The sequence below is a fragment of the Synechococcus sp. W60.3 genome, from assembly GCF_047502615.1.
Lineage (GTDB): Bacteria > Cyanobacteriota > Cyanobacteriia > Thermostichales > Thermostichaceae > Thermostichus.
This window is the reverse complement of record NZ_JANSHJ010000034.1, coordinates 1-22,248: the sequence shown is the minus strand read 5'-3', so window position 1 is coordinate 22,248 and position 22,248 is coordinate 1. Positions and strand designations below refer to the sequence as shown.

At 61.2% G+C, this 22,248-nt stretch carries 18 protein-coding genes and 1 tRNA gene; 12 read left to right on the top strand and 7 right to left on the bottom strand.

Features of this window, described 5'->3' with window-relative positions:
* From NW846_RS10715 to NW846_RS10705, 3 genes are all read left to right on the top strand, one after another.
* Positions 1–677: LysR substrate-binding domain-containing protein (locus NW846_RS10715; protein ID WP_414515955.1), on the top strand; the 677-nt coding region annotated here is incomplete at its 5' end.
* A gap of 85 nt (positions 678–762) precedes the next feature.
* Complete coding sequence (locus tag NW846_RS10710) at positions 763–1,674, top strand: alpha/beta fold hydrolase (RefSeq protein ID WP_414347000.1); 912 nt, start codon at positions 763–765, stop codon at positions 1,672–1,674.
* Positions 1,675–1,943: 269 nt separating this feature from the next.
* Positions 1,944–2,747 carry an ABC transporter permease gene (locus NW846_RS10705; protein WP_206336834.1) on the top strand — a complete coding sequence of 268 codons (804 nt, stop codon included), beginning with the start codon at positions 1,944–1,946 and terminating at the stop codon, positions 2,745–2,747.
* A 4-nt stretch (positions 2,748–2,751) separates the two neighbouring features.
* Here NW846_RS10705 and metH read toward each other — a convergent pair whose 3' ends face one another.
* Positions 2,752–6,411 (bottom strand): methionine synthase, encoded by a 3,660-nt coding sequence (gene metH, locus NW846_RS10700; RefSeq protein WP_414515953.1) that lies wholly within the window; start codon positions 6,409–6,411, stop codon positions 2,752–2,754.
* 651 nt (positions 6,412–7,062) lie between these two features.
* Here metH and rpoD point away from each other — a divergent pair.
* From rpoD to cobS, 3 genes are read left to right on the top strand one after another with little or no spacing between them, the layout of a single operon-like run.
* Positions 7,063–8,277: an RNA polymerase sigma factor RpoD gene (gene rpoD, locus NW846_RS10695; RefSeq protein ID WP_011431207.1), complete on the top strand. Its 1,215-nt coding sequence runs from the start codon at positions 7,063–7,065 to the stop codon at positions 8,275–8,277.
* 24 nt (positions 8,278–8,301) lie between these two features.
* Complete coding sequence (locus NW846_RS10690; RefSeq protein ID WP_228375312.1) at positions 8,302–8,682, top strand: DUF4342 domain-containing protein; 381 nt, start codon at positions 8,302–8,304, stop codon at positions 8,680–8,682.
* Between the two features lie 32 nt (positions 8,683–8,714).
* On the top strand, positions 8,715–9,494 hold the full coding sequence (cobS, locus tag NW846_RS10685) for an adenosylcobinamide-GDP ribazoletransferase (RefSeq protein ID WP_011431205.1): 780 nt from the start codon (positions 8,715–8,717) through the stop codon (positions 9,492–9,494).
* 47 nt (positions 9,495–9,541) lie between these two features.
* Here the strand turns inward: cobS and NW846_RS10680 are convergent, their stop codons facing one another.
* Positions 9,542–10,474: a bifunctional riboflavin kinase/FAD synthetase gene (locus tag NW846_RS10680; protein ID WP_011431204.1), complete on the bottom strand. Its 933-nt coding sequence runs from the start codon at positions 10,472–10,474 to the stop codon at positions 9,542–9,544.
* A 47-nt stretch (positions 10,475–10,521) separates the two neighbouring features.
* The gene (locus NW846_RS10675; protein ID WP_099812843.1) at positions 10,522–11,007 is read right to left on the bottom strand and encodes a CGLD27 family protein; all 486 of its coding nucleotides are present in this window, start codon (positions 11,005–11,007) and stop codon (positions 10,522–10,524) included.
* 133 nt (positions 11,008–11,140) lie between these two features.
* Between NW846_RS10675 and NW846_RS10670 the strand changes: the two genes are divergently transcribed.
* Entirely contained in the window at positions 11,141–12,157 is a 1,017-nt protein-coding gene (locus NW846_RS10670) for an adenylate/guanylate cyclase domain-containing protein (RefSeq protein WP_011431202.1), read from the top strand.
* Between the two features lie 161 nt (positions 12,158–12,318).
* Here the strand turns inward: NW846_RS10670 and NW846_RS10665 are convergent, their stop codons facing one another.
* Positions 12,319–13,431, bottom strand: a complete 1,113-nt coding sequence (locus tag NW846_RS10665; RefSeq protein WP_414347035.1) for an ATP-dependent 6-phosphofructokinase — start codon at positions 13,429–13,431, stop codon at positions 12,319–12,321.
* A gap of 477 nt (positions 13,432–13,908) precedes the next feature.
* Between NW846_RS10665 and NW846_RS10660 the strand changes: the two genes are divergently transcribed.
* The gene (locus NW846_RS10660; RefSeq protein ID WP_414347034.1) at positions 13,909–14,268 is read left to right on the top strand and encodes a pentapeptide repeat-containing protein; all 360 of its coding nucleotides are present in this window, start codon (positions 13,909–13,911) and stop codon (positions 14,266–14,268) included.
* Positions 14,269–14,369: 101 nt separating this feature from the next.
* On the opposite strand, the gene NW846_RS10655 is transcribed toward NW846_RS10660, so the two are convergent.
* Positions 14,370–14,591 (bottom strand): hypothetical protein, encoded by a 222-nt coding sequence (locus NW846_RS10655; protein ID WP_011431200.1) that lies wholly within the window; start codon positions 14,589–14,591, stop codon positions 14,370–14,372.
* The gene (locus NW846_RS10650) at positions 14,591–16,447 is read right to left on the bottom strand and encodes a S8 family serine peptidase (protein ID WP_011431199.1); all 1,857 of its coding nucleotides are present in this window, start codon (positions 16,445–16,447) and stop codon (positions 14,591–14,593) included. Before NW846_RS10650 ends, NW846_RS10655 begins: the two co-directional genes overlap by 1 nt.
* A 369-nt stretch (positions 16,448–16,816) precedes the next feature.
* On the opposite strand from NW846_RS10650, the gene NW846_RS10645 reads away from it, so the two are divergent.
* From NW846_RS10645 to NW846_RS10635, 3 genes are all read left to right on the top strand, one after another.
* Positions 16,817–17,512, top strand: coding sequence for a TPM domain-containing protein (locus NW846_RS10645; RefSeq protein ID WP_011431197.1), 696 nt, complete (start codon positions 16,817–16,819; stop codon positions 17,510–17,512).
* Between the two features lie 162 nt (positions 17,513–17,674).
* A tRNA-Thr gene (locus NW846_RS10640) sits at positions 17,675–17,747 on the top strand.
* Positions 17,748–17,884: 137 nt separating this feature from the next.
* Positions 17,885–19,498, top strand: coding sequence for a DUF6930 domain-containing protein (locus tag NW846_RS10635; protein ID WP_011431195.1), 1,614 nt, complete (start codon positions 17,885–17,887; stop codon positions 19,496–19,498).
* A 260-nt stretch (positions 19,499–19,758) separates the two neighbouring features.
* Here NW846_RS10635 and fni read toward each other — a convergent pair whose 3' ends face one another.
* Positions 19,759–20,835 (bottom strand): type 2 isopentenyl-diphosphate Delta-isomerase, encoded by a 1,077-nt coding sequence (fni, locus tag NW846_RS10630; protein WP_041438548.1) that lies wholly within the window; start codon positions 20,833–20,835, stop codon positions 19,759–19,761.
* Positions 20,836–20,932: 97 nt separating this feature from the next.
* Here fni and NW846_RS10625 point away from each other — a divergent pair, with 97 nt between their 5' ends.
* Complete coding sequence (locus tag NW846_RS10625) at positions 20,933–21,712, top strand: response regulator transcription factor (protein WP_414515950.1); 780 nt, start codon at positions 20,933–20,935, stop codon at positions 21,710–21,712.
* The last annotated feature ends 536 nt before the right edge of the window (positions 21,713–22,248 follow it).

Genomic DNA, 22,248 nt, shown 5'->3' with positions numbered 1-22,248 from the left:
AAGAGATGGGAGGGGGGCACTTGGTTTTGGGGGCCAGCCAAACGGTGGGCACCTACGTCATGCCCTCTTTGATCGCGCAGTATCACCGCAGCTATCCCCAGATTTCGGTGCAGCTCTTGGTGCAATCCACACGGCGAATTGCCCAGAAGCTGGTGGAGGGTCGGCTGGATCTGGCCATTGTCGGCGGGGAGATCCCCTTTGACTTACAGCGGCATTTGAAGGTGATTGCTCTGGCGGAAGACGAATACGTGTTGGTCGGCGCCCCCAGCTGTGCCCTCGATGCTCCCGCCCTTGTGGATCTGTTGACTTTGCCCTTCATTACCCTGGATCCCCAGTCTTCCACGCGGCAGACCATCGACCGGGTGCTGAATCGCCACGGCATCAACCCGGGCCAGCTAAATGTACGGCTGGAACTCAGCTCGATTGAGGCAATCAAGAATGCCGTCCAGGCTGGCTTGGGGGTGGCTTTTTTGTCGATGGTGGCGGTGGGCTCCGACTTGGAGCAAGGGCGGCTGAAAAAGCTGGCGGTGGAAGGGCTGCAGATACGGCGCACCCTTTGGCTGGCGTTTAACCCGGAGCGCTATCAATCGCAGGCGGCCACCCGCTTTCGCGAGGGGCTGCTGAGCTGCCAAGACTGGCTGAAAACTCCCCCTCCCCACTTACAGTTGCTCGCTTGAATGGCAGCTTTTTCCGACCAGCTCGGAGAGAGCGGAGGGGATCCCTTAGAAGTGGAAAAAGCTGTATTCGTCGACTAGGGAGCTGATGAGGGAGCAAGAGCTACTGGAACGACTGCCCTTGGCGCAGCGTCTGGCGGAGTTGAGGGCCCGCATTCAAGAGATCCCGCTGCACAGGGTGCAGTTGGAGGGATTAAATCTGGCGGGAGCAGAGTCCTGCTGGGCCGCCTATCGGGAGCTGGGGCAAGGCGAGATGCCGCTGCTGTTTTTGCACGGCTTCATGGCCACTCACGCCAATTGGTGGCCGCTGATGCAAGGGTTGGGCGACCGATACCGCTGCATCGCCCTGGATTTGCTGGGGTTTGGTCAGTCCAGCCAACCGGCTCTGCGCTACGACATCGCCGTGGAGGTAGAGTTTGTGCGCGGGTTTGTCGAGGCGCTGCGCCTGCCTGAGCCGGTGTTGGTGGGCCACTCTTTTGGCGGCTGGGTGGCGGCGGCCTACGCCATTCGTTACCCCCTGCGGGGGTTGGTCTTACTGGCGCCTGCCGGGATCCGCGACGACAGCTTTGTCAAACGCTACCGGCACATGCGGCTTTTGCTCCGGGAGGGCGCGTGGGTTGATAGGCTGCTGCGAGCCGCCATCCCCCTGGCCCGTTGGGGACGTTGGGAGGAGCGACTGGCTTGGCTGCTGTGGCTGCGGGGATCCCTGCGCCAACAGCCGGTGGCCCGCCAATTTCTCCGCCAGCGCCTGCGCCCCCAAGCTACCGTCGATACGGTCGAACGTCAGCTTCATGCCATTCAGGTTCCCACCCTAGTAGTTGCCGCTGAGCGGGACGACACCATTCCCCTCTGGCATTGCCAAGCCTATGCGGAGGGGATCCCTGGAGCCCAGCTCAAGATCCTGCCCGGTGCTGGACACGCCATCCCCGCCCTGCATGCGGAGCAGGTGCTGCCCTTGATTCGAGAGTTTCTGGAGAGCTTGAGCCCAAAGCTGGACTAAGGGACGCCGACTCCTCCCTTTAGGCAAGGTGGCTTTCCCGGATTTAGACTAAGAAACCGCCCTCATGCCGAGCTTCTTAGGCAGGCAGACAGAGAACCCCCTCGGCATTTCGGCTGCCTCGGCCCCCCCCGCCAAAGGGAGAGGGGAGCGGCAGGCAGCATACAGTTTTGCTACATCTTGCCATAGGCAGCGAGCTATAGACTTGGAGGGAGGTAGGCTGGCAGCGCGGCCGCTTTTTCCGGCAGATCCCTGGGAGGGCAGGAAGGGGAGTGGCGAAGATACCCATCTGGCTGCGGGGAGTGAGCTATGCCATCTATGGCTTTCTCTACCTGCCGATTTTGCTCATTGCTGTCTATTCCTTTAACCGCGCCCGCTTCGGGTTGGTGTGGACAGGCTTTACCTTCGATTGGTACTGGGCTCTCTTTCGCAATGCTGCGATCTGGCAGGCCACGCAAAATACCCTTGTCTTGGCTGGAGTCAGCACCCTGGTGAGCACGCTGCTGGGATCCCTTTTGGGCTATGGGCTGTACCGCTACCGCTTCCCCGGCCAGAAGGCTGTGCAGGGACTGCTGCTGTTGCCGGTGGTCGTCCCCGACATTGTGATGGCCATTACCCTGCTGTTGTTTTACCAGTTGGTGCGCGCCTACACCGGCTGGTTTGAGCTGGGCCTGGGGACGATGGTGATTGCCCACATCACCTTTCAGATTGCCTTTGTGGCCATCGTGGTGCGCAGCCGCCTGCAGCTTTTGGATCCGGCTTTGGAGGAAGCCGCCTACGACCTCTACGCCAACACCTGGCAGAAGCTGCGCTACGTCACACTGCCGCTGGCCATGCCAGGGATCCTGGCCGCGGCGCTGCTGGCCTTTACCCTCTCCATCGACGATTTTGTGATCTCCTTTTTCACCAGCGGGCCCGAAAGCCAGACCCTGCCCATTTTGATCTACAGCACGGCGCGGCGAGGGGTGACGCCGGAGATCAACGCCCTCTCCACCGTGATCGTCGCGATAACCTTGGTTGCCGTGATGGGCTTTCCCCTGCTCAGCCGCTCCTCTAGGGAGAGGGGCCGGGGGTGAGGGATCAAGTATTGAAATAGCGGGCCGCCGGGTGGTAGGCGACGATGGCGGTGGTGGACTGCTCAGGATCCAACTGGTCGCTTTCGTCCATCCTCAGGCCGATGCGCTCCGTCTGGAGCAGCTCCAACAAAACTCGCTGATCGGCGATGTTGGGGCAGGCGGGATAGCCGAAGCTGTAGCGGGAGCCGCGGTAGCCCTGGTGCAGGATCTGGCGGATGTCGGGGCTGTCCTCGCCGCCAAAGCCCAGCTCCCGCCGGATGCGGGCATGGCACCACTCCGCCAAGGCCTCTGCCAGGGTGACGGCCAGGCCGTGGAAATAGAGATAGTCGGTGTACTGGCCCTCGGCAAAGAGGTGCTGGGCGTAGGCCGTGGCCTCTGGCCCCACTGTAACTGCCTGCATGGGGAAGACGTCCACCAGGCCGGTGGAGCGGTCGGCGAAGAAGTCGGCAATGCAGAGGCGCTGGCCGCTCTTCTGGCGGGGGAAGGTGAAGCGGGCCAGCTCCCGCACCTGGGGAGAAAGCCGAGGGCGATCGACGGTGGGCAATTGCAAATAGGTGGTGGAGCCGGGCTCTAGAGCAAACAGCTCGGGGAAGCTGGCCGGGTCGAAGAGGATCACCGTATTCCCTTCCGCCTGCGCCGGGAAGTAGCCATAAACCACCTGCGGGCGCAGCAAGTCCTCGGTAACAATCCGCTCCTTCCAGCGCTCGATCACCGGCTCCACCTGGGTGGCGAGAAACTGGGCAAACTCCTCCGCCGACTGGTCGCGCGGCTTGCGGATCTGCCACTGGCCGGCCACCAGGGCCTGCTTGTCGATGTAGAAGAAGACCTCCGGCCAGGGGATCTGATCCGGCTCGAGAACTTGGGATCCCCAGAAGGGGGGGATGGGCCGCTCGGTATCGAGGGTAACCGCCTCGGAACGACGGGTGTCTGCCCCGCCGTCGCCAGCCGAGACAGCAGGGGCAGGAGCGGCGCCCACGGTCACCTCTGGAGCCGGCAAGGTGGGATCCCTTTCCTCCACGGCTGCCGCAGCTCTCCTCTGGCGGTTGTCAGAGCGGGATCCCAGCTCGAAGTTATCCAGAAAACCCAGCCGGTCATCCCAGCGCCCGGCCGCCTTGGCCTGCATCAGCCGATCCATAAAGTGCAGGTCGGCAAAGGCGTCGCGGCCGTAGATGACTTGGCCCTTGTAGGTCTGGCGGCAGTCTTCTTCCACAAAGCGGCGGGTGAGGGCCGCCCCTCCCAAGATCACCGGCACGGTAATGCCCCGCTCGTTAAACACCTCCAGATTCTCTTTCATAAAGGCGGTGGATTTCACCAACAGGCCGCTCATGGCAATGCAGTCGGGCTTGTACTTTTCGTAGGCCTCGATGATGTTTTCCACCGGCTGCTTGATGCCCAAATTGATGACCTTGTAGCCGTTGTTGGTGAGGATGATGTCCACCAGGTTTTTGCCGATGTCGTGGACATCCCCCTTGACGGTGGCGATCAAGAAGGTGCCTTTGCACACCTCCCCGCCTACTTTTTCCATGAAGGGCTCCAGGTATTTCACCGCCGCCTTCATGGTTTCTGCCGACTGCAGCACAAAGGGCAGTTGCATTTTGCCAGCGCCAAAAAGCTCCCCCACCTCCTTCATGCCGTCTAGCAAAAAGGTGTTGATGATCTCCAGGGGGGGGTATTTCTGCAGCGCCTCTGCCAGGGTCTCCTCCAGGCCGATGCGCTCGCCGTCGATGATGTGCCGCCGCAGCCGCTCCTCCAAGGGCAGTTTGGCCAGGGATCCGGTCGCCCGCAGCTCCTGCCCGGAAACCCCCGCAAACAGCTCCGTCAGCCGCGCCAGGGGATCGTAGGTGCAGATGCCCTCAGCGTTGAACTGGCGCCGATCCCAGATCAGATCCCGGCACACCTGCTGCTGTTCTTCCGGGATCTTGCTCAGGGGCAGGATCTTGGCGGCGCTGACGATGGCGGCATCCAGGCCGGCCTGGCGGCACTCGTGCAAAAACACCGAGTTCAAGACCACGCGGGCTGCCGGCGAGAGCCCAAAGGAGATGTTGGAGATGCCCAAGAGAATGTGGGCCTCAGGAAAAGCCTGGCGGATGCGGCGGATGGCCTCCAGGGTAGCCGCCCCGTTGGCCCGGTCTTCCTCGATGCCGGTGGAGATGGGCAAAGCCAGCGGGTCAAAGAAAATCTCGTAGGGCGGGATCCCGTACTCAACGGCCTGGCGATAGGCCCGCTCGGCAATCTGGAACTTCTTCTCGGCGGTGCGGGCCATGCCCTCCTCGTCGATGGTGCCGATGACCACCCCCGCGCCGTAGGTCTTGGCCAGCTCCAGCACCTTGAAGAAGCGCTCTTCCCCATCCTCGTAGTTGGTGGAGTTGAGCAGGCACTTGCCCCCGGCCACCTTGAGGCCGGCCTCCATCTTCTGCCAGTCGGTGGAATCCAGCATCAGGGGAATGGGTATCTGGGTCACCAGCCGCGAGACCAGCTCCCGCATATCCCGCACCCCGTCCCGGCCCACATAGTCCACGTTGACATCCAAGATGTGGGATCCCTCCCGCACCTGCTCCCGCGCCAGGGCCACCAGGCCGTCCCAATCTTCGGCATTCAGCAGCTCCCGCATCTTCTTGGAGCCGCTGGCGTTGAGCCGCTCGCCGATGATCAAAAAAGAGTTCTCCTGCAGGTAGGGCTGAGGGGCATAGATGGAAGCGGCAGCCTGGATGCGCTCGACGGAGCGGCGTTTGGGCCGCAGCCCCCGCACAGCCTCCACCAAAGCGGCGATGTGATCCGGGCGGGTGCCGCAGCAGCCCCCCACCACCGCCACCCCCAGATCCCGCACAAAGTGCTCCAGGTGGAAGCGCAACTGCTCCGGCGTGAGCTTGTAGTGGGCCTTGCCGCCGATGTTTTCCGGCAGGCCGGCGTTGGGGATGCAGGAGATGGGAAAGGGAGAATGGCGGGAGAGGTAGCGGATGTGCTCAGCCATCTTGTCCGGCCCGGTGGCGCAGTTGAGGCCCAGCACATCGATGGGGTAGGGCTCCAGGATGGCCAGCGCCGCCCCGATCTCCGTGCCCACCAGCATCGTCCCCTGCACCTCAAAGGTCAGAGACACCACCAGCGGCAGGCGGATCCCGCGCCGGGCAAACTCCTGCTGCACGGCCACCAGCGCCGCCTTGGTCTGCAGGATATCTTGACAGGTCTCGATGATGAGGAGATCCACCCCCCCGTCGATCAGGCCCCGCACCTGCTCGGCGTAGCTGGCCCGCATCTCGTCAAAACCGATGTGCCCTAGGGTGGGCAGCTTGGTGGTGGGGCCGATGGAGCCGGCCACAAAGCGAGGCTTTTCCGGCGTCGAAAACTCCGCCGCCAGCCGCTTGGCCAGGCGCGCTGCCGCCACGTTCAGCTCGTAGGCTTTTTCCGCGATCCCGTACTCGGCCAAGACGATCGAGGTGGCGCCAAAAGTATCGGTCTCGATGACATCGGCCCCCACCTCCAGAAAGCCCCGGTGTACCCGCTCCACCGCCTCCGGCTTGCTCAGCACCAGGATCTCGTTGCAGCCTTCTAGCTCCGGCCCGCTAAAATCCGCTGCCGTCAGGTTCTGGGCTTGCAGAGAGGATCCCATTGCCCCGTCGAAGACGATCACACGTTCCTGGAGATGCTGCAGGAAGGGATGGGTCATAGGCGGTGCGGCGCTGGCAGGGATCCTTTCCTTTTAAGGTAGTCTGATTTAAGGTAGCATTGAGCCACTTCCCCGGACTAGGCCAACCCAGGGATCCCCTAGACCAGGATCTCAGAGCCGGGACGGGGTGGGGTGAAGTTAAGATTTTCTTCGTCTGCCCCGTTGCTGTTTCCCCAAGGGCGGGCTAATTTAGGGAAGACATTTTGGTGTGAACGGCTACAGTTGCCTGCAGGGATCTTCCTCAAGGTCGCTTGCTGGCGGCTGCAATGCGCTCTTCTCCTTATAGGTTGGGGTGATTGAGGTGCTGAATATCCTGCCCTCTCAGTAAGTGGCCTGGATTGTGCCAGGGGATAGGCAAAGCCAAAGACTTGCCTTTCGAGATCTCAGGAGGTTTTACCCATCAAAACGGGTTTTGCGCCAGTTCGGTTAAACCCTATGAGCGATATCTGCTTCGAGATTGGCCTGAGCGATCGGTTGCCTAGAAGCGGGCGAGCTTGCCCGGCGCAAGTGGGGTTTGGGTCTGCGGAACTTGACTCCCTCCATCTGGCGTCAGGGGCCGCAGCAAAGTTGGAACCTGCTTCCCTCATTTCAGGGCCTAGAACCCCTTAGTCTCCTCCAGTTGTCTGTGATTAAAGTTACGAGGAACTCAGCATGGCTCAAGCAAAGGAATTGGTGCAGTCTGGTCATACGGCTCTTCTCGAACCGGATCTGGAAAGTTCATCCTCCATCCCTCTGGATGCGGACAATGAGGTGGATCCCCTCGAGACGGAACTGGATGCCAGTGACACTGATGCTTTTGATGAGGATGATGAGGACGACGAAGAGTCCCTCGAGGAGGATGCCGATGCTGCTGCCGCCGCTGCCAAGGGCCGTTCCAAGCGCAAAGCGGCCAGCAAGAAAAAACCCTACACCGATGACTCCATCCGCGTCTATTTGCAGGAAATCGGGCGTATCCGCCTGTTGCGGGCAGATGAAGAAATTGAGCTAGCCCGCAAAATTGCCGACCTGCTGGAGCTAGAGCGGGCTCGCGAGGCCGTTTTCCAGCGTATGGGCCTCTGGTCCGACCCAGAGGAGGTACCGGAGACGCTGTGGGCAGAAGAAGTGAAGATGTCCCTGCCCGAATTCCGGCGGCGCTTGCATCGGGGGCGACGGGCCAAAGAAAAGATGGTGCAGTCCAATCTGCGGCTGGTGGTCTCCATTGCCAAGAAATACATGAACCGGGGCCTGTCGTTTCAGGATCTCATCCAAGAGGGATCCCTAGGTCTGATCCGGGCAGCGGAAAAGTTTGACCACGAGAAGGGCTACAAGTTTTCCACCTATGCCACTTGGTGGATTCGCCAGGCCATCACCCGCGCCATTGCCGACCAATCGCGCACCATTCGCCTGCCGGTTCACCTTTACGAGACCATCTCCCGCATCAAGAAGGTCACCAAGCAGCTTTCTCAGGAGCTGGGCCGCAGGCCGACCGAAGAGGAGATCGCCACCCGCATGGAGATTACCATCGAGAAGTTGCGCTTCATCGCCAAGTCGGCTCAGCTTCCCATCTCTCTGGAGACTCCCATCGGTAAAGAAGAGGATTCGCGGCTGGGCGACTTCATCGAGTCGGAAGGGGAAACCCCCGAGGAGCGGGTGGCCAAGGTTTTGCTCCGAGAGGATCTGGAAAGCGTGCTGGAAACTCTTACCCCCCGCGAGCGGGATGTGTTGAAGCTGCGCTACGGCCTAGACGATGGCCGCATGAAAACCCTGGAGGAGATCGGCCAGATCTTCAATGTGACCCGCGAGCGGATCCGGCAGATCGAGGCCAAGGCGCTGCGCAAGCTGCGCCACCCCAATCGCAACAGTGTGTTGAAAGAGTACATCCGCTAGGATCCGGTCTTAGGATGGACTCAGTTGCCGCTGCCAACCGACGTGTGGAGCCTCTTCAGCATGAACCCCAATGAGACGCCGGATCCCAACTTTCCTGAGAAGGCCGACATAGAGGCCAAGGATGTACCTCCGGCCCAGGTGGAGTACCACGTGGAGGAGTTTAAGATCAGCGGGGACGAGCTGTTGGCCAAAATTCGCGAGCTGATCGAGGAGGCCAATGTTCGCCGCATTCTGATCAAAAATGCCGAAGGGCAGACGCTGATCGAGATCCCTCTGGGCGTAGGCGTGGCGGCAGGGGTGTTGGGGGCGGCTCTGTTCCCGGTGTTGGCGGCTGTGGGAGCGATCGGGGCTCTGGTGGCCAAGCTGACCATTGTGGTGGAGCGAACCCTTCGGGATGATTCTTAGCTGATCAACGTTGTTTTGAGCGTCCTGAACAATTGCGGCGCTTCTGGGCAGCCCTGACCTTCTACACTGCCTTGCCTTTGGGGCGGGCGGGCGGGCTACAGTTTGAGGGCATTGCCGCCTGGCTGCCGGCGGTGGGCCTGCTGTTGGGCGGGATCCTCACCCTGGCGGCGCTTTTGCTGCAGATTTTCCCGCCGCCGGTGCGAGCAGCTTTGCTCGTGGCTCTGTGGGTGCTGTTAACCGGCGGGCTGCACCTGGATGGGGTGGCTGACACTGCCGATGGGTTGGCGGTCAACGTCCCCAAAAGCTTTGCCGACGCGGAACGGCCAGCCGTCAACGGGCTATCCCGCCGCCTGCAGGTGATGAGGGACAGCCACACCGGGGCCTATGGGGTGCTCGCCTTGGTGCTGGTGTTGCTGCTGAAATTTGCTGCCCTGAGCAGCCTGCAGGTCTGGCCTCTCTTGCTCTTGGTGCCGGCCTGGGGGCGCTGGGGCCAGTTGCTCGCCATTGTCCTATACCCCTATCTGCGCGACCAGGGATCCGCCCGCTTCCTCAAAGACTCCACTTCCCTGCCGGGATCCCTGTGGCCGGGCACGCTGCTGTTGCTGGCCATCAGCGGGGGGGTGGGCTGGGCCGGGCTCCTGGCTTGGCGGCCTTTGCTGCTTTGGACGCTGGGATCCGCCCTGGGAGCCCTGGCCGTGGGCTATTGGCTCTACCGCCAGTTGGGAGGGCACACAGGGGACACCTACGGAGCTACGGTGGAATGGTCGGAAGCGATAGCCTTGTTGTGGGGATCCCTGCTTGGCCCGTCCTAGCCCCCCTCTCCTTTTGGGATTGGGAGAGGGGCCGAGGGGGAGGGCCTCTAGACTAGGCCAACTTGCTCGGCCAAGCCCAATTGTTGGCGGGCCGTTTGGCAATCCTGCCGGATCTGCTGGATTAAGTCTGCCACACTGGGAAACCGCCGCTCTGGGCGGATAAAGCCTTGCAGCGCCACCTGCACCTCTTGCCCGTAGAGATCGCCTGTCCAATCCAGCAGATGCACCTCAACGGTGTGCTGCAGCCCGGCAAACGTGGGCCGATGGCCAATGTTCATCACCCCAGGCAGGGCTGCCGCCTCAGCAGGCACATTCACCCAAACGCTGTACACCCCGTCGCGGGGCAAAAACTTCTCCGGCGGCAGGCGCAGATTGGCGGTGGGAAAACCCAGCTCTCGGCCTCGCCGATCCCCTGGCACCACCTCTCCGATCAGCCGGTAGGGACGGCCCAAGAGCTCCGTTGCCGCCGCCACCTCCCCCGTAGCCAGGGCAGCGCGAATGCGAGAGCTGCTCACCCGCTCCCCCTTCAGTTGCGCCTCCGGGATCACCTCCACCGGAATGCAGCGCTCGGATCCCCAAGCCTGGAGAGTTTGGGCATTGCCCGAGCGACGGTGGCCAAAGCAGAAATCCCAGCCGACGCTGAGATGGCGAACGCGCAAGCCCTGTTCCAGTACTGTTTGGATAAACTCTTGGGGCGGCTGGCGGGCAAAGGCAGGAGTGAAGGGGAGCAACACCACCTGCTCAAAACCCATCTGCGCCAGCAGAGCCAGCTTTTCGGCAGGGGGAGTGAGCAACAGTTGCCTGCGCCCCGTCAATACTTCTTGGGGGTGAGGATGAAAGGTGAGAACCGTGCGCACCCCCTGCAGGGAGTCGCGAATGGGCTGCAGCACTTTCTGATGGCCCAGGTGCAAGCCATCGAAGTTCCCGATGGCAACGGCGGTGGGTCGCAAGGTTTGAGCCAGGTCAGAAGTTACGTGCACCGCTTGGGATCCCGAACAACAGCTGATTAACCACCGCCCGACAATCTCTACCAGAGGGGCCAAAGCAAAGCCATCAGCCCGCTCAGGCCGGCCACAGCCCACAAGCTACGTCGCAGGCGCTGCAACACAGGGTCGATTTGATAGTGGACGATCAGCCGATGCTGCGCCAGCTCCTCGTCCGATTTCGCGTAGATCGCCCCATCGTACCAGCCACTTTCTTCATAGGGGATCCGCGCCTGCACCAAGCGCCGCCGCACATAGGCCCATCCCAAGTAGAGGTGGAGCAACACCAGGCTGAGCAAGGCATTGGCCCCCAGCACAGACCCAGAGACGAAGTGGCCCCAATCCCCGGCAAAGCTGCCCCAGACCAGCGGCGAAACCGCCAGCACGACCACCCCCCAAACGGCGAAGATTCGCTTGAGATAGGGGATCCACTCCAAAGCGGGCCAGGAAAAAGGAAAAGACTCCCTCAGCTCTGCATACTGCCGCAGCGGCTGTTGCTCAGCAGGAATGGGATGGGAGGGATCCACCATATGGCCTTAATGTATCTACACAAAATGATACTGGCAGGCCCAGCCCCCCGCCAAGCCCAGCCCAGCCGCAGTTCAACCGAGGAGAAGAGGAGTATCGTATTAGAGTGTGGTCGCATCTACCTCTCGTTCTACCATGAGCGTCCCAGGCGAACCTGCCGCCACCACCGCCCCCTATGTGATCCTGAGAGAGCCGGACGGCAGCCAGAGGAAGTACATTCTCGCCGGAGCGACCGCTTGGACGCTGGGCCGCGATGAAGACAACGCCATCGTCCTGACCGATCCCAGCGTTTCCCGCCAACATGCCCTGCTGCAATACCTGGACAACAACAGCATCTATCTCATCGATCTGGGCAGCCGCAACGGCTCGTTTGTCAACAATCGCCGCGTCAGCATTCCCACCCTGCTGCAGGATGGGGATCACCTCACCCTTGGACAATCCCAGCTGGAGTTCCACAGCGGATCCCTGGCCAGCCCAGAACCCAGTCCTGCGGCCAAACTGTCGGACACCCTGGTTTTGCAAACCCGCTGGCTGATCTCGGTGGCCGTGGTGGATGTGCGCGGCTACGGACAACTGACCCAGCAACTGGACGAGCGCCTCCTCTCCCAGGTGATGGGCGATTGGTTCCGGCGCGGCGGAGATATCATTCAGCAGTACGGCGGCACTGTCGATAAGTACATCGGCGACGCGATCATGGCCGTCTGGTTTCATGCGCCCCAGGCCAATGAGGATCCCTTACAAGCTGAACAAGTGGGGATCGAGCTCGACGTGAAGTCGGTTTTGCGGGCCATGGTGAAGCTGTTTCAGATGACCGAGCAACTGAACGGCGAGTTTCCGCTGCCTTCTCCCCTGCGCCTGGGGGCGGGCGTCAACACCGGCTCGGCCATTGTGCGCCAGGTGGGCAACAACACCCGCCAGGAATACACCGCCCTGGGCGATACGGTCAATTTGGCCTTTCGCATCGAGAGTGTTACCCGCACCCTCAACGCCGACTTGGCCATCAGCCACGACACCTATACCTGCTTGGCGCAACAACTGGGACAGGCAGCTACCTGCTTTGCGCAGCAGGCGGTTCAGCTCAAGGGATATACCCACCCGCACCAGGTGTACTACTGCGATGTGGGGGCTCTGCAGGCCGTTCTCGGCACCTAGACCCCGCATCCCGATAGCTGGGGACGGCTCGCCGGGCCATGGGATCCCGCTGTTCTTCCAGAACCTTCTGCCGCTCTGTCGGCCGATGGGAGGGCAAGGCCCTTTCGACCGCACAAGAGCCCGACTCCTGACTGGGGTGAATCGGTGGTGGCAGAGCTTGATCAGGGGGAAAACCTGCGCAAAAGCTGCGGATCCACCTCGCCCACATAGGTATTCAGCCCGATAGCCGTGGCGATCAAAGCCCCATCCACCTCCACCCGCCGGTACTGGGCGATGGCCTCTGCCAGGGGCACATCCACCACGCGCCGATTTTGCCAGGCCACCATGCGGTCGTACTTGCCCTGGGCGATCAAGTCCACAGCCGACACCCCAAAAGCTGCCCCCAGCAGACGATCCAAAGGAGAAGGGGTGCCTCCCCGCTGCAGATGGCCCAAAACCATCACCCGCGTCTCGATGCCGGTGCGCAGCGCGATCTCGTTGCCGATGTAATAGCCAATACCGCCGTAGAGAGACTGCCCCAGGCTGTTGGTGTAGGTCACCGGCTCTCCCGACTCGGTGCGAACAGCCTCCGCCACCACCACAATGCTGAAATTGTTGCCCCGCTCTTTGCGGTCGAGGATTCTTTTGCAGACGTTTTCCAGCTTGTAGGGGATCTCCGGGATCAGGATCACATGCGCCCCCCCGGCGATGCCAGCGCTGAGGGCAATGTGACCGGCATCCCGCCCCATCACCTCCATGACCATGACGCGGCTGTGGCTGATGGCCGTGTAGGTGAGCTGATCCAGAGCCTGCACCGCCACGCTCAGAGCCGTATTGAATCCCACGGAATACTCGGTGGCGCCGACATCGTTGTCGATGGTCTTAGGGATCCCGACAAAGTTCCAATCCCCCTGCAAAGCTAGCTGCCGGAGAATGGCCAGGCTGCCATCTCCCCCCACCCCAATGAGCGCATCCAACCCCAGCCGGTGGTAACCCGTGATCACCTCTGCCGAGCGATCCACCAAGCTGCCATCGGGCATGGGATAGGCGAAGGGGTTGCCCCTGTTCACCGTACCCAGAATGGTGCCGCCATAGCGCAAAATGCCCGAAACCCGCTTCACGTCCAGCAGCTCCGCTTCCACCGGTCGCGCCATCAGACCTGCGGTCGCGTTTTTGATGCCGTAAACCTCCATGTCATAGTCGCGGGCCCGCCGCACCACCGCCCGGATGACGGCGTTGAGGCCGCCACAATCGCCACCGCTGGTGAGGATCCCAATTCGCTTCCGTTTCGGCATGGTGCTCTAGGATGAACAGTTTGAACAAAAAAATTAAGAACTTCTTCGCTCCGCAGTTTCGAGCCGACTAGACTCTACTCCTGCAAGTGGCTTACAGCGGGCCCTGGGCCCTAGCAAGCTGTAGCCATGGGGCGCTTGACCAACCGCAGAGAAGGGAAGGCGACGGCTGGATTGATTATGTCCAGCCCTTGGGACCAAGATGCCTAGCAGAGTTTGCAGTGGGCGAGCGGCTCCGCAGACAAGACCAATTGTTCAGCATCCTTCACAACAAAGAATTAAGAAATATTGCTTGGCAAAGCTAAGTTTGAAGCAGTTTCCGCTATCTCTGAGGATAGATCTTGTAGGCAAGACTTGGGGGGAACAACTTGCCAAAAAACCAAAATTATTTGTTAAGCAACTTTGATCAAAACCCATTCAGGCCAATAAGGGTAGAGATGATGGAGATATAAGGATCGGGTCTGAGTTGGGAGAAGCATTATGACTCAAACCATTGCCCAATGTGGGCTGCGGGGGGCCTCAGATCTGCTCAGCCGTTACCGGCAAGGAGAGCGTCACTTTCCCCAATCTTGTCTGGAGTACGCCTTCTTGCGGGGGGTCGATCTGCGCCGGGCCGACCTGCGCGGGTCTGACTTGCATGGGGCCAACCTGCGCTATGCCAACCTGCGCGGCAGCAATCTGGCCAATGCCGACTTGCGCTGTGCCGATCTGCGCTATGCCGACCTGGAGGGAGCCTGTTTGGCGGGAGCCAATTTAAGCGGAGCCCAGTACAACCACAACACCTGCTTCCCCGCCGGTTTCGATCCGGTAACGGCAGGGATGCAACGGTTCGAGTTTTAGTCAAGCTTTCAATCAAGGCGGGTGCTGCCTTGCAGCCGCAGCAAGCTCTCTAAAAAAATCGGGATCCCCAGGCGGGGATCCCAGGCTGTTTATCGGGTTAGCTAGGGCTGCGTCCGGAAGCTCTTCACCTCCAAGACCGGCCCCACCTGAGCCACCGTCACCATATCTTCTTTGAGCTGTCCCTGGATGGTGACTTCCAACCCCTCTTGTAAGAGCTCTTTGGGGGCGCGGAAGAGGGCGTAGTGCTGGCCGGAAGGGAGCGTCAGCACCCACACCCCCCCTTCGATATCCAGGAACTCGATGGTACCGCTGTATTCTTGCATCACTTCCTCAGCGCTAAACCGGTGCTGCTGGGCTGGGAATCCAGGATGGCTTGCGCCCCCAAATAGGCCAGGCCCAGGCAGAGCAAACCATTGAGAAGCAAGAAGGAGCGCCCCAGCCAAGCAGAGGATCCAAGCCATAGTACCCCCTCATAGAACAGGGATCCAGCTAGAAGCAGATGGGAGGCCATGCCGATGGAGAGGCCGACAACCGCCCAACGCCAGCGCCGATGTCCCAGGAGCAGCACCATCAACAGCCCTGGGATCAACACGCTGGCAAACAAGGGGTTCAAGGCATTGGTCTGGGCTAAGGCCGTGCCCAGCTCCGGCAGGGAGCTCCCCGCCAATTGGAAGGGCCAGCGAGGGGCACCCACAATGGCCAGGCCCTGCAGCGGGAAGAGGCCGGCGCTGCCCAGCAGGATCCCTCCCAGGAGGGGCGCCGTTGCCAGCATGGGCTTGGGAGCCAGCCACCAGCGGATCAGCACCAGGATGATGTAGCCGCCCACCACCATCAGCAGCTTGGGCACCAGGGCAATCGGGCCGCCGTCAAACCAGAAGCGAGGGTTGAGGTAGCCGTTGTTGTTCAGGTATTGCAGGAAGTCCTTCAGCCACAGCAGCAGGGGGTTCTCCTCTTGCTGACCGGTGGCCCTGGCCAGCGCCTTGGCAGCATCCAGACGACCGGCGCCGTAGAAGTTCTGCTTGTCGCCGGGCACCGGGGTGGCCGACATCTTCAGCACCTCTTCCACCTTGTCCGGATCTTTGATGCCCTGAGCCTGGATCAGCGCTGCTACGCCGGCCACGTGGGGAGTGGCCATGCTGGTGCCTTGGAAGTAGGCAAAGACCGGCTCGTTGGGGTTGCGTCGGTTGATGGTCTGCTGCAGAATGCCGTGCTCAGGATGCTCGGGAGTCTTGGCCCCGCCGGGAGCGGCGATATCTACCCCAACCCCATAGTTGGAGTAGGGGGCTTTGCTGCCATCGGGCCCGGTGGCCGAGACGGCGATGACATGCGGGTAGCGGGCCGGGTAGCTCACCTGGCTTGAGTTTTCGTTGCCGGCGGCGGCGATGATCGTCACCCCTTTGCTGTGGGCATAGGCTACGGCCTCCTCCATCAGTCGGGCCGAAGCGCGGCTACCCAGGCTGAGGTTGATGATCGTGGCGCCGTGGTCGGCAGCATAGCGGATCCCTTCCACCACGTCTGACAGGGATCCAAAACCATTGGCATCCAGCACCCGCACCGGCATGATCTTGGCCTTGAAGGCAACCCCGGCCACGCCTAGGGTGTTGTTGGTGGATTGGGCGATGGTGCCGGCCACATGAGTGCCATGGCCGTTGAGGTCGGTGGGATCCTCATCGTCGTCCACGAAGTCGTAGCCCTGCACAAATTGCGTTTGGGCCAGATCCGGCACCCGCGTCACCCCGGTGTCCACCACGGCTACCGTCACCCCTTCTCCCTGGGAAATGTCCCAGGCTTCCGGCATGCGGATGGCTCGCAGGTTCCATTGCTGGGGATAGAGGGGATCGTCGGGCACAAAAGCCGCCTGAAATTGGTAATTGGGGTGGGCATACTCGACCAGGGCTTCCCGCGAGAGCCGTTTGATGAGCCGCCGTGTGGCTCCTGGATGTTCCGCATCCACATCGAACAGGTAGATAGCCTCCTGGCGGGCAAAAGCGCTGTTGCTGCTGGGTCGCAGCGGCAAATTGTAGGCTTTGGCAAGAGCAGCGATCTCAGTGGGAGTGGCCGTGTTGACAAAGTTGACCACGATGCTGTCGTAGGGGGTGGATCCCTTGCCGCAGGCCGTCAGCAGCAGTGCCATCAGGCCAGCGCAGCAGAGACCCAACCAGCGTCTGAAGTTCATCATGCACGCCCTCGGGATCCAAAATTGTTGCCACCAGTATGCCCTCTGGATGGGCAATTGACCAGAAAATCAGCACGCTGCGTCACGAGCCTGTTCCTGTTGCCAACTTTTTCGGGGGCCACTCAGAAAACCCAGAAAAAGGGATCCCTCTGGCCAAACGATTTGTCCCGATGCATGATGGATCTGTAAGAACTTGAAATACTTCTTAACACCAGTTCTCAGTATCTCGTCATCACAGCCAAGAGAGGAACCAGCATGAGCATCGGATGGCAACGGATACTGCGCGTCGGGGCAAGCTTTTGCCTGGGGCTGTGGATTTGGCTAGGTGGGGGATCCCCGCTCTGGGCCCAGCCTGCTTTGCCAGTGGTGGAGATGGAGTTGCCGCAGCCGCCGGTGCCGGTTTTGGATTTGGCGGATCAGTTGACCAGCAATCAGGAAGCACAACTGGCCGAGCATCTGAACCGGTTGGAGGAAGAAACGGGCTGGAAGCTGCGGGTGCTGACCCAGTTTGACCAAACCCCAGGCCGCCAAGTGAAAGAGTACTGGGGCCTGAACGAGCGCAGCGTTTTGATGGTGGCCGATCCCAGGGGAGGCAACTTGCTGGCCTTTAACGTGGGAGACGCGGTGCGGGAGATCCTGCCGCGTACCTTTTGGATTGAGCTGCAATCTCGCTTCGGCAACCAGTTCTACGTGCGAGAGCACGGCACTCAGCGCGCCATTTTGGAAACCGTTGACGTTTTGGATCGCTGTTTTCACCAAGGGGGCTGCCGTGTGGTGCCCGGACTGCCGCAGGAGCAGTGGATCCTGACGCTGCTCACCTCTATCTTGGGCGGGATCGTCTTCGGGTTTGCCGGCAAACCCCGCCACGCGGAGGAGCTGTTTAACTGGCGTTGGGCTTTGCTTATCTCTCCCTTGTGGTTCATTTTGTTTGGGGCCTTCGGCATCGGCCCGGTGATCACCCGCACCCAGGATTGGCTCCCGCTGGTGCGCAACATCCTGGGCTTTCTCGCAGGAGCCTTGGTGATCTACTTGGCCCCCATTGCCCAACCGGCAGCGGAGCAGCAGTAGCCGTCCTGCCAAGTTGAGGCTAAGCTCCCTTCCCCTCTCCCTCTGGGAGGGGGGTGGGCCTCTGGGTCAAGAAAGCATCCCCCGCCTCTTGCCCCCCGAAGCAAGCCAGCGGCTGGGGGACAACTTCCCAAGAGAGAATGCTAGAATCGGTAGAGCTAAATTGCTGATGTAGCTCAGTTGGTAGAGCACTCGACTTGTAATCGAGCGGTCGTCAGTTCGAGTCTGACCATCAGCTTGGCAGGCGGCTCAGTCACTCAGCTTTGACTCTGGCAGTTTGGTTAGATTGACTTCAGGGGGATCCTTCATCCTCACCCCCTCAGATCCCCGCGCAGGGTATCTGCCAATTTGTTCCTTTGTTTGCTCTAGATGTCTATGTCGGGTCTGCCAGCCGCTACAGTTCGTCGATTGCAAAAGCTGCCCCAGGTGTCCTCGGTATGGGAAGGGGATTGCCACCGCCTACCAGGTTCGCTAGCCCTGGGATCCCAGATCTCCGCCGGCTTGGCTGAGGGGGAGTGCATTTTATGGGTGGATGGCGTTCAGGGCGTGGTGCGGGCCATGGAGGTGGTGCCTGCTGGCTCCGGCTTGGAGCCGATGGTGCGAACCTTGATCATGGCTATGGAGCGGCCCAATGCTGCCTTGCCGGCTCGTCCGCAAAAGGTCGTCGTGCGGGATCGGGAGGTGCAGTTTTTCCTGCGCGGCATTTTGCACGAGCTGGACATCAAAGTGGAATGCCAGCCGGAATTGCCGCTAATCGACGAGATCCTGCAGAGCTTTGCAGAGGCCAGTGAGGGGATCCCGCCGCCGCTGCCGGAGAACTACGCGAAGCTGCTGGCCGGCAAAGCCCTCACCCTCTGGCAAGATGCCCCCTGGGACTATCTAGAGGATCACCAAATCTTGGCGATCGAGCTAAATCGCTGGGATATTGAAACCCTCTACGTCTCGGTCATGGGGCGGCTGGGGATGGAGTACGGGGTTCTTTTTTATCGCTCGCTGCACTCCCTCAAACGGTTTCGCCAGGACGCGGGCCAACCAGAGACTTCCGAGGAGATGGAGGAAGCCTTCCTCAGGCAAGATTGTCTCTATCTCACCTTTCAAGCTCGCAATCCCGAACTCAACGAGCTATCAGACCTGGACTTGGCCGATCTGGATCCCGAAGAAATCGAGCCGAACTTCGGCACCATCCACCCTCTCGAGGGCCTGCGCGTTGTTTTGCAGGAAGATGAGGCGGCGGCTGTGGCGGTGGCTTTGGAGGCCTTGCATCGTTTTTTGAAGCAGTACCGCCGCAAGCTGGAAGAGGATTTCCAACCCTGTCAGGGGCGGTATCGCATTCCCAACCCCCAGGCCCCAGGGGAAACCCTCTCGGTGCAAGTGCGCACCTTGCCCGACTTGGCTGTAGAACTTCTGGAGCTAGAAGGAGACGAAGAAGAGCACACCCAAACCCTGCTGCGAGATGATCTGGTGCCTGAGGGTGCGCAGCTTAGCCTGGGCGTGCTGCCCTGGGCCACCGTAGAGGCGCTGCGCCGCACAGGGCAATGGCATCCTCTCCCCCAGAGTAAGCTGGTGCCAAGGGGTGAAGGGCTGCCGGTGGTGATCGTGCGCACCTCCCGCCCCAAGGCCAAGCAATTGATCGAAAACCTGCGCGGCGAAGGGGGGCCCCAGGGTGTTTGTTTTAACACAGGGGTGGATCCCTTTGCCGGCAGCCGCTACGACTTGGAAATTGTCCAAACGGGCAACCGCGACCTGCACCTGTTTGCAGAGTTTCCCGAGGACGATCCCGTGCACGCCAAAGCTCGCAGGCGCTGGGAGCGGCGTTGCCGCGAGACGGGCGGCTATTGTGGCCTGGTGGTGGCGATGGGGGTAAATTCCAACCGGCCAGAGCTGCAGGTACGCCACATTCTGGCCCTGTTTGAGATGCAGGCGCTCAACCCGACCCGATTGGGCCTGGGGCCTATGGTGCGCATTAGCCGACAGTTGCACTTTCCCTAAAGGCTTCCTGGGGCAGCCCCCAGCTAAGGGATCCCAAGACCGCCCAGGCCTCGCAGACGGCGTTTCAAAGCCTGAGGCTGGAGATATCCTTTGCCAAGCCTTTCCAGAGGCACTTTTTTGCCAGGGAAAGAGGGGGTCTCCTTGCGGAGAACTATCGCCCCGAGGCCCGACGCCGTAGCCTGTGAGCTGCAAGCAAGTGCGGCAGGGGCGGCCGTCCTGGGGTTGGAGGTGAGCCTGTGGCAGGTGTTGGGAATTTGATTTCAACCCCTTTCCATGATAGGAGGCAGCGGATCCCAGGTATCTTGCCAGCGCAAAGCCGCTTGCCGTAGCTGCGCCAAGTTGGCCGATCCGGTGCAAAAAGCGGCGATCCTCAGCTCCTCGATCACGGCTCGGAAGCTGTCCACCACCGCCTGGGCCCGCCCTCGGGAGACGGCGTGGAGAGCGGGAGCGGCCATGCCGACCACATCGGCCCCTAAGCGGATGGCTTTGGCTGCATCGATGCCGGTGCGGATGCCGCCGCTGGCCACCAGGGGCAGGTTGGGCAGGAAGCGGCGGATTTCCAGCAGGGCCAAGGCGGTTGGGATCCCCCAGTCCCGGAAGCTGTGGGCAATGCGTTTCTGGAGGGGATCGGTCTGGCGATGGGCTTCCACCTCGCTCCAGCTCGTCCCCCCTGCCCCAGCCACATCTAGGGCGGCCACGCCACACTCGGCCAGCCGCCGAGCTACTTGGGCGCTGAGGCCATTGCCCACTTCCTTGACCAGCACCGGCACCGGCAACTGGTTCACCAACTGCTCGATGCGGCGATAGAGGTTGCGCCAGTCGGGATCCCCCTGGGGCTGAACCGCCTCCTGCAGCGGGTTGAGGTGCAAAATCAGCGCATCTGCCTCGATCATCTCCACTGCCCGTCGCGCCTGCTCCAGGCCATAGCCGTAGTTGAGCTGCACAGCGCCCAGGTTGGCCAAAAGCAGAATATCCGGAGCCACTGGGCGCACCTGGTAAGTCTGGGCCAGCTCCGGGTGTTCTAAAGCTGCCCGCTGGGATCCCACCCCCATGGCAATGCCCAGCTCTTGAGCGGCAGCCGCCAGGTACAGGTTTAGCTCCCGGGCAGTGTCTGTCCCCCCGGTCATGCTGCTAATCAGCAGAGGGGCCTGCAGGCGTTTTCCCAGAAACTGGCAACTGAGATCGATCTCGGGCAGCAGCAGCTCCGGCAGCGCCACGTGCTCGAAGAAAAACCGCTCAAATCCGGTGCGGATCCCTCTGGCGTTTACGTCCTGCCGCAAAACAATGTCCAGGTGATCCTGCTTACGTTCGGAGATAGGGGATGGAGAATCGGCCATGGTCTGGATAGAGGGCTGTCCAACCGGTAGCGGGCGAACAACATTGTCCGAAGGTGGCCCGCTGTCTATGATGAGGGCGGGATCCAACCTAGTAGCCATGCAACCTTTGCACATCTTGCTGGCAGAAGGCAACCCTCATCTGCGCAGCTTGCTGGGTTGGCATCTGCAACAGGCACGGCACCGGGTTTGGGAAGCGGAGACCATTCGCCAAGCCAAAACCCTGCTGCAACAGCAGCCTGTCCACCTCTTAATTTTGGATGCGGAGCTGTCCAGCCGTGCCGGACTCCAACTATGCCGGTGGGCGCATCGCCATTGCGATGTGTTGATCTTGCTCCTCTCCCAACAGGAAGCGGAAGCCGACATCATCGCTTGGCTGAAGGCAGGCGCAGACGACTACCTCACCAAGCCCCTTAGTCTGCCCCTTCTGGATGCTCACATTCAGGCCCTGACCCGTCGGCTGCGGCGCAGCCTTCCCCCCACCTTCCTGCAGTATGGGGATCTGAAAATCGACCTGGTGCAGCGGCGCGTCACCCTGGCCGGCCAAGGCATCGACCTCACCCCGCAGGAGTTTAGCTTGCTGATGGTGCTGATCCAGGCCGATGGAGATCCTCTCTCGCGGCAGGAGCTGCTGGAGCGGGCTTGGCCCGATTCCACCGCCAACCCCCGCACCATCGATACCCACATCCTCTCCCTGCGCAAGAAACTGGAGCGCGATCCGCACCAACCCCGCCTCATTCACACTGTGCGCCAGGTGGGCTACAGCTTCGGCATAGAGCCGCCTCCTCCCTTGCAGCAGCCGAGTCGAGCTGCTGGCGCAACTGCCCCAGGATCTGGGCCTCAACAGCGGCGCCGTAGAGCTGCTTCAAGTGTCGGGTGAGTGTGAAGAGATGCACTTGCAGTTGCGTGGCTGCCTAGATGCAGTTTTCGGCAGGCAGGGTGACAAGGTAAGCCTTCACCCCAGAGGTAACTTTTGGGGGAGCGCCAAGTGCTTTGCCGTCCGCAAGCCCATCGCAGCAACGCTGTTGCCCTCGCTTGAGGTCGTTGAGGACAGTGGCGGGGTGGCATCCGAGAAACTGTGCAATGCAGGGTGCGCTCCGGTGTTTGCGGAGAGTCGAATGACAAGGGCGCGTGTACTTCGGTCGCTCAGCGGCTGTCTGGCAGGGAGAGACGCTCTCAGGCTTGGGTGAATCACTGCCTCTCCAAAGCGATTGTTTGTAGGGCGCAGGCAACCAACAGTCCTATTGCCTTGGAAGACTTGCCCCCCGGCCCCCCTGCCCCCCGTATACGAGGGGATTGAGGGGGGCGGTCGGAGCCGGTTAGTTTACTGCTGATGGCAAAACCTTGATCAGCAGCAACCGAGCTGATACATTTACGCTGAACACTGCTGAGCATTACTGCTCAGCGGTGAAGCGA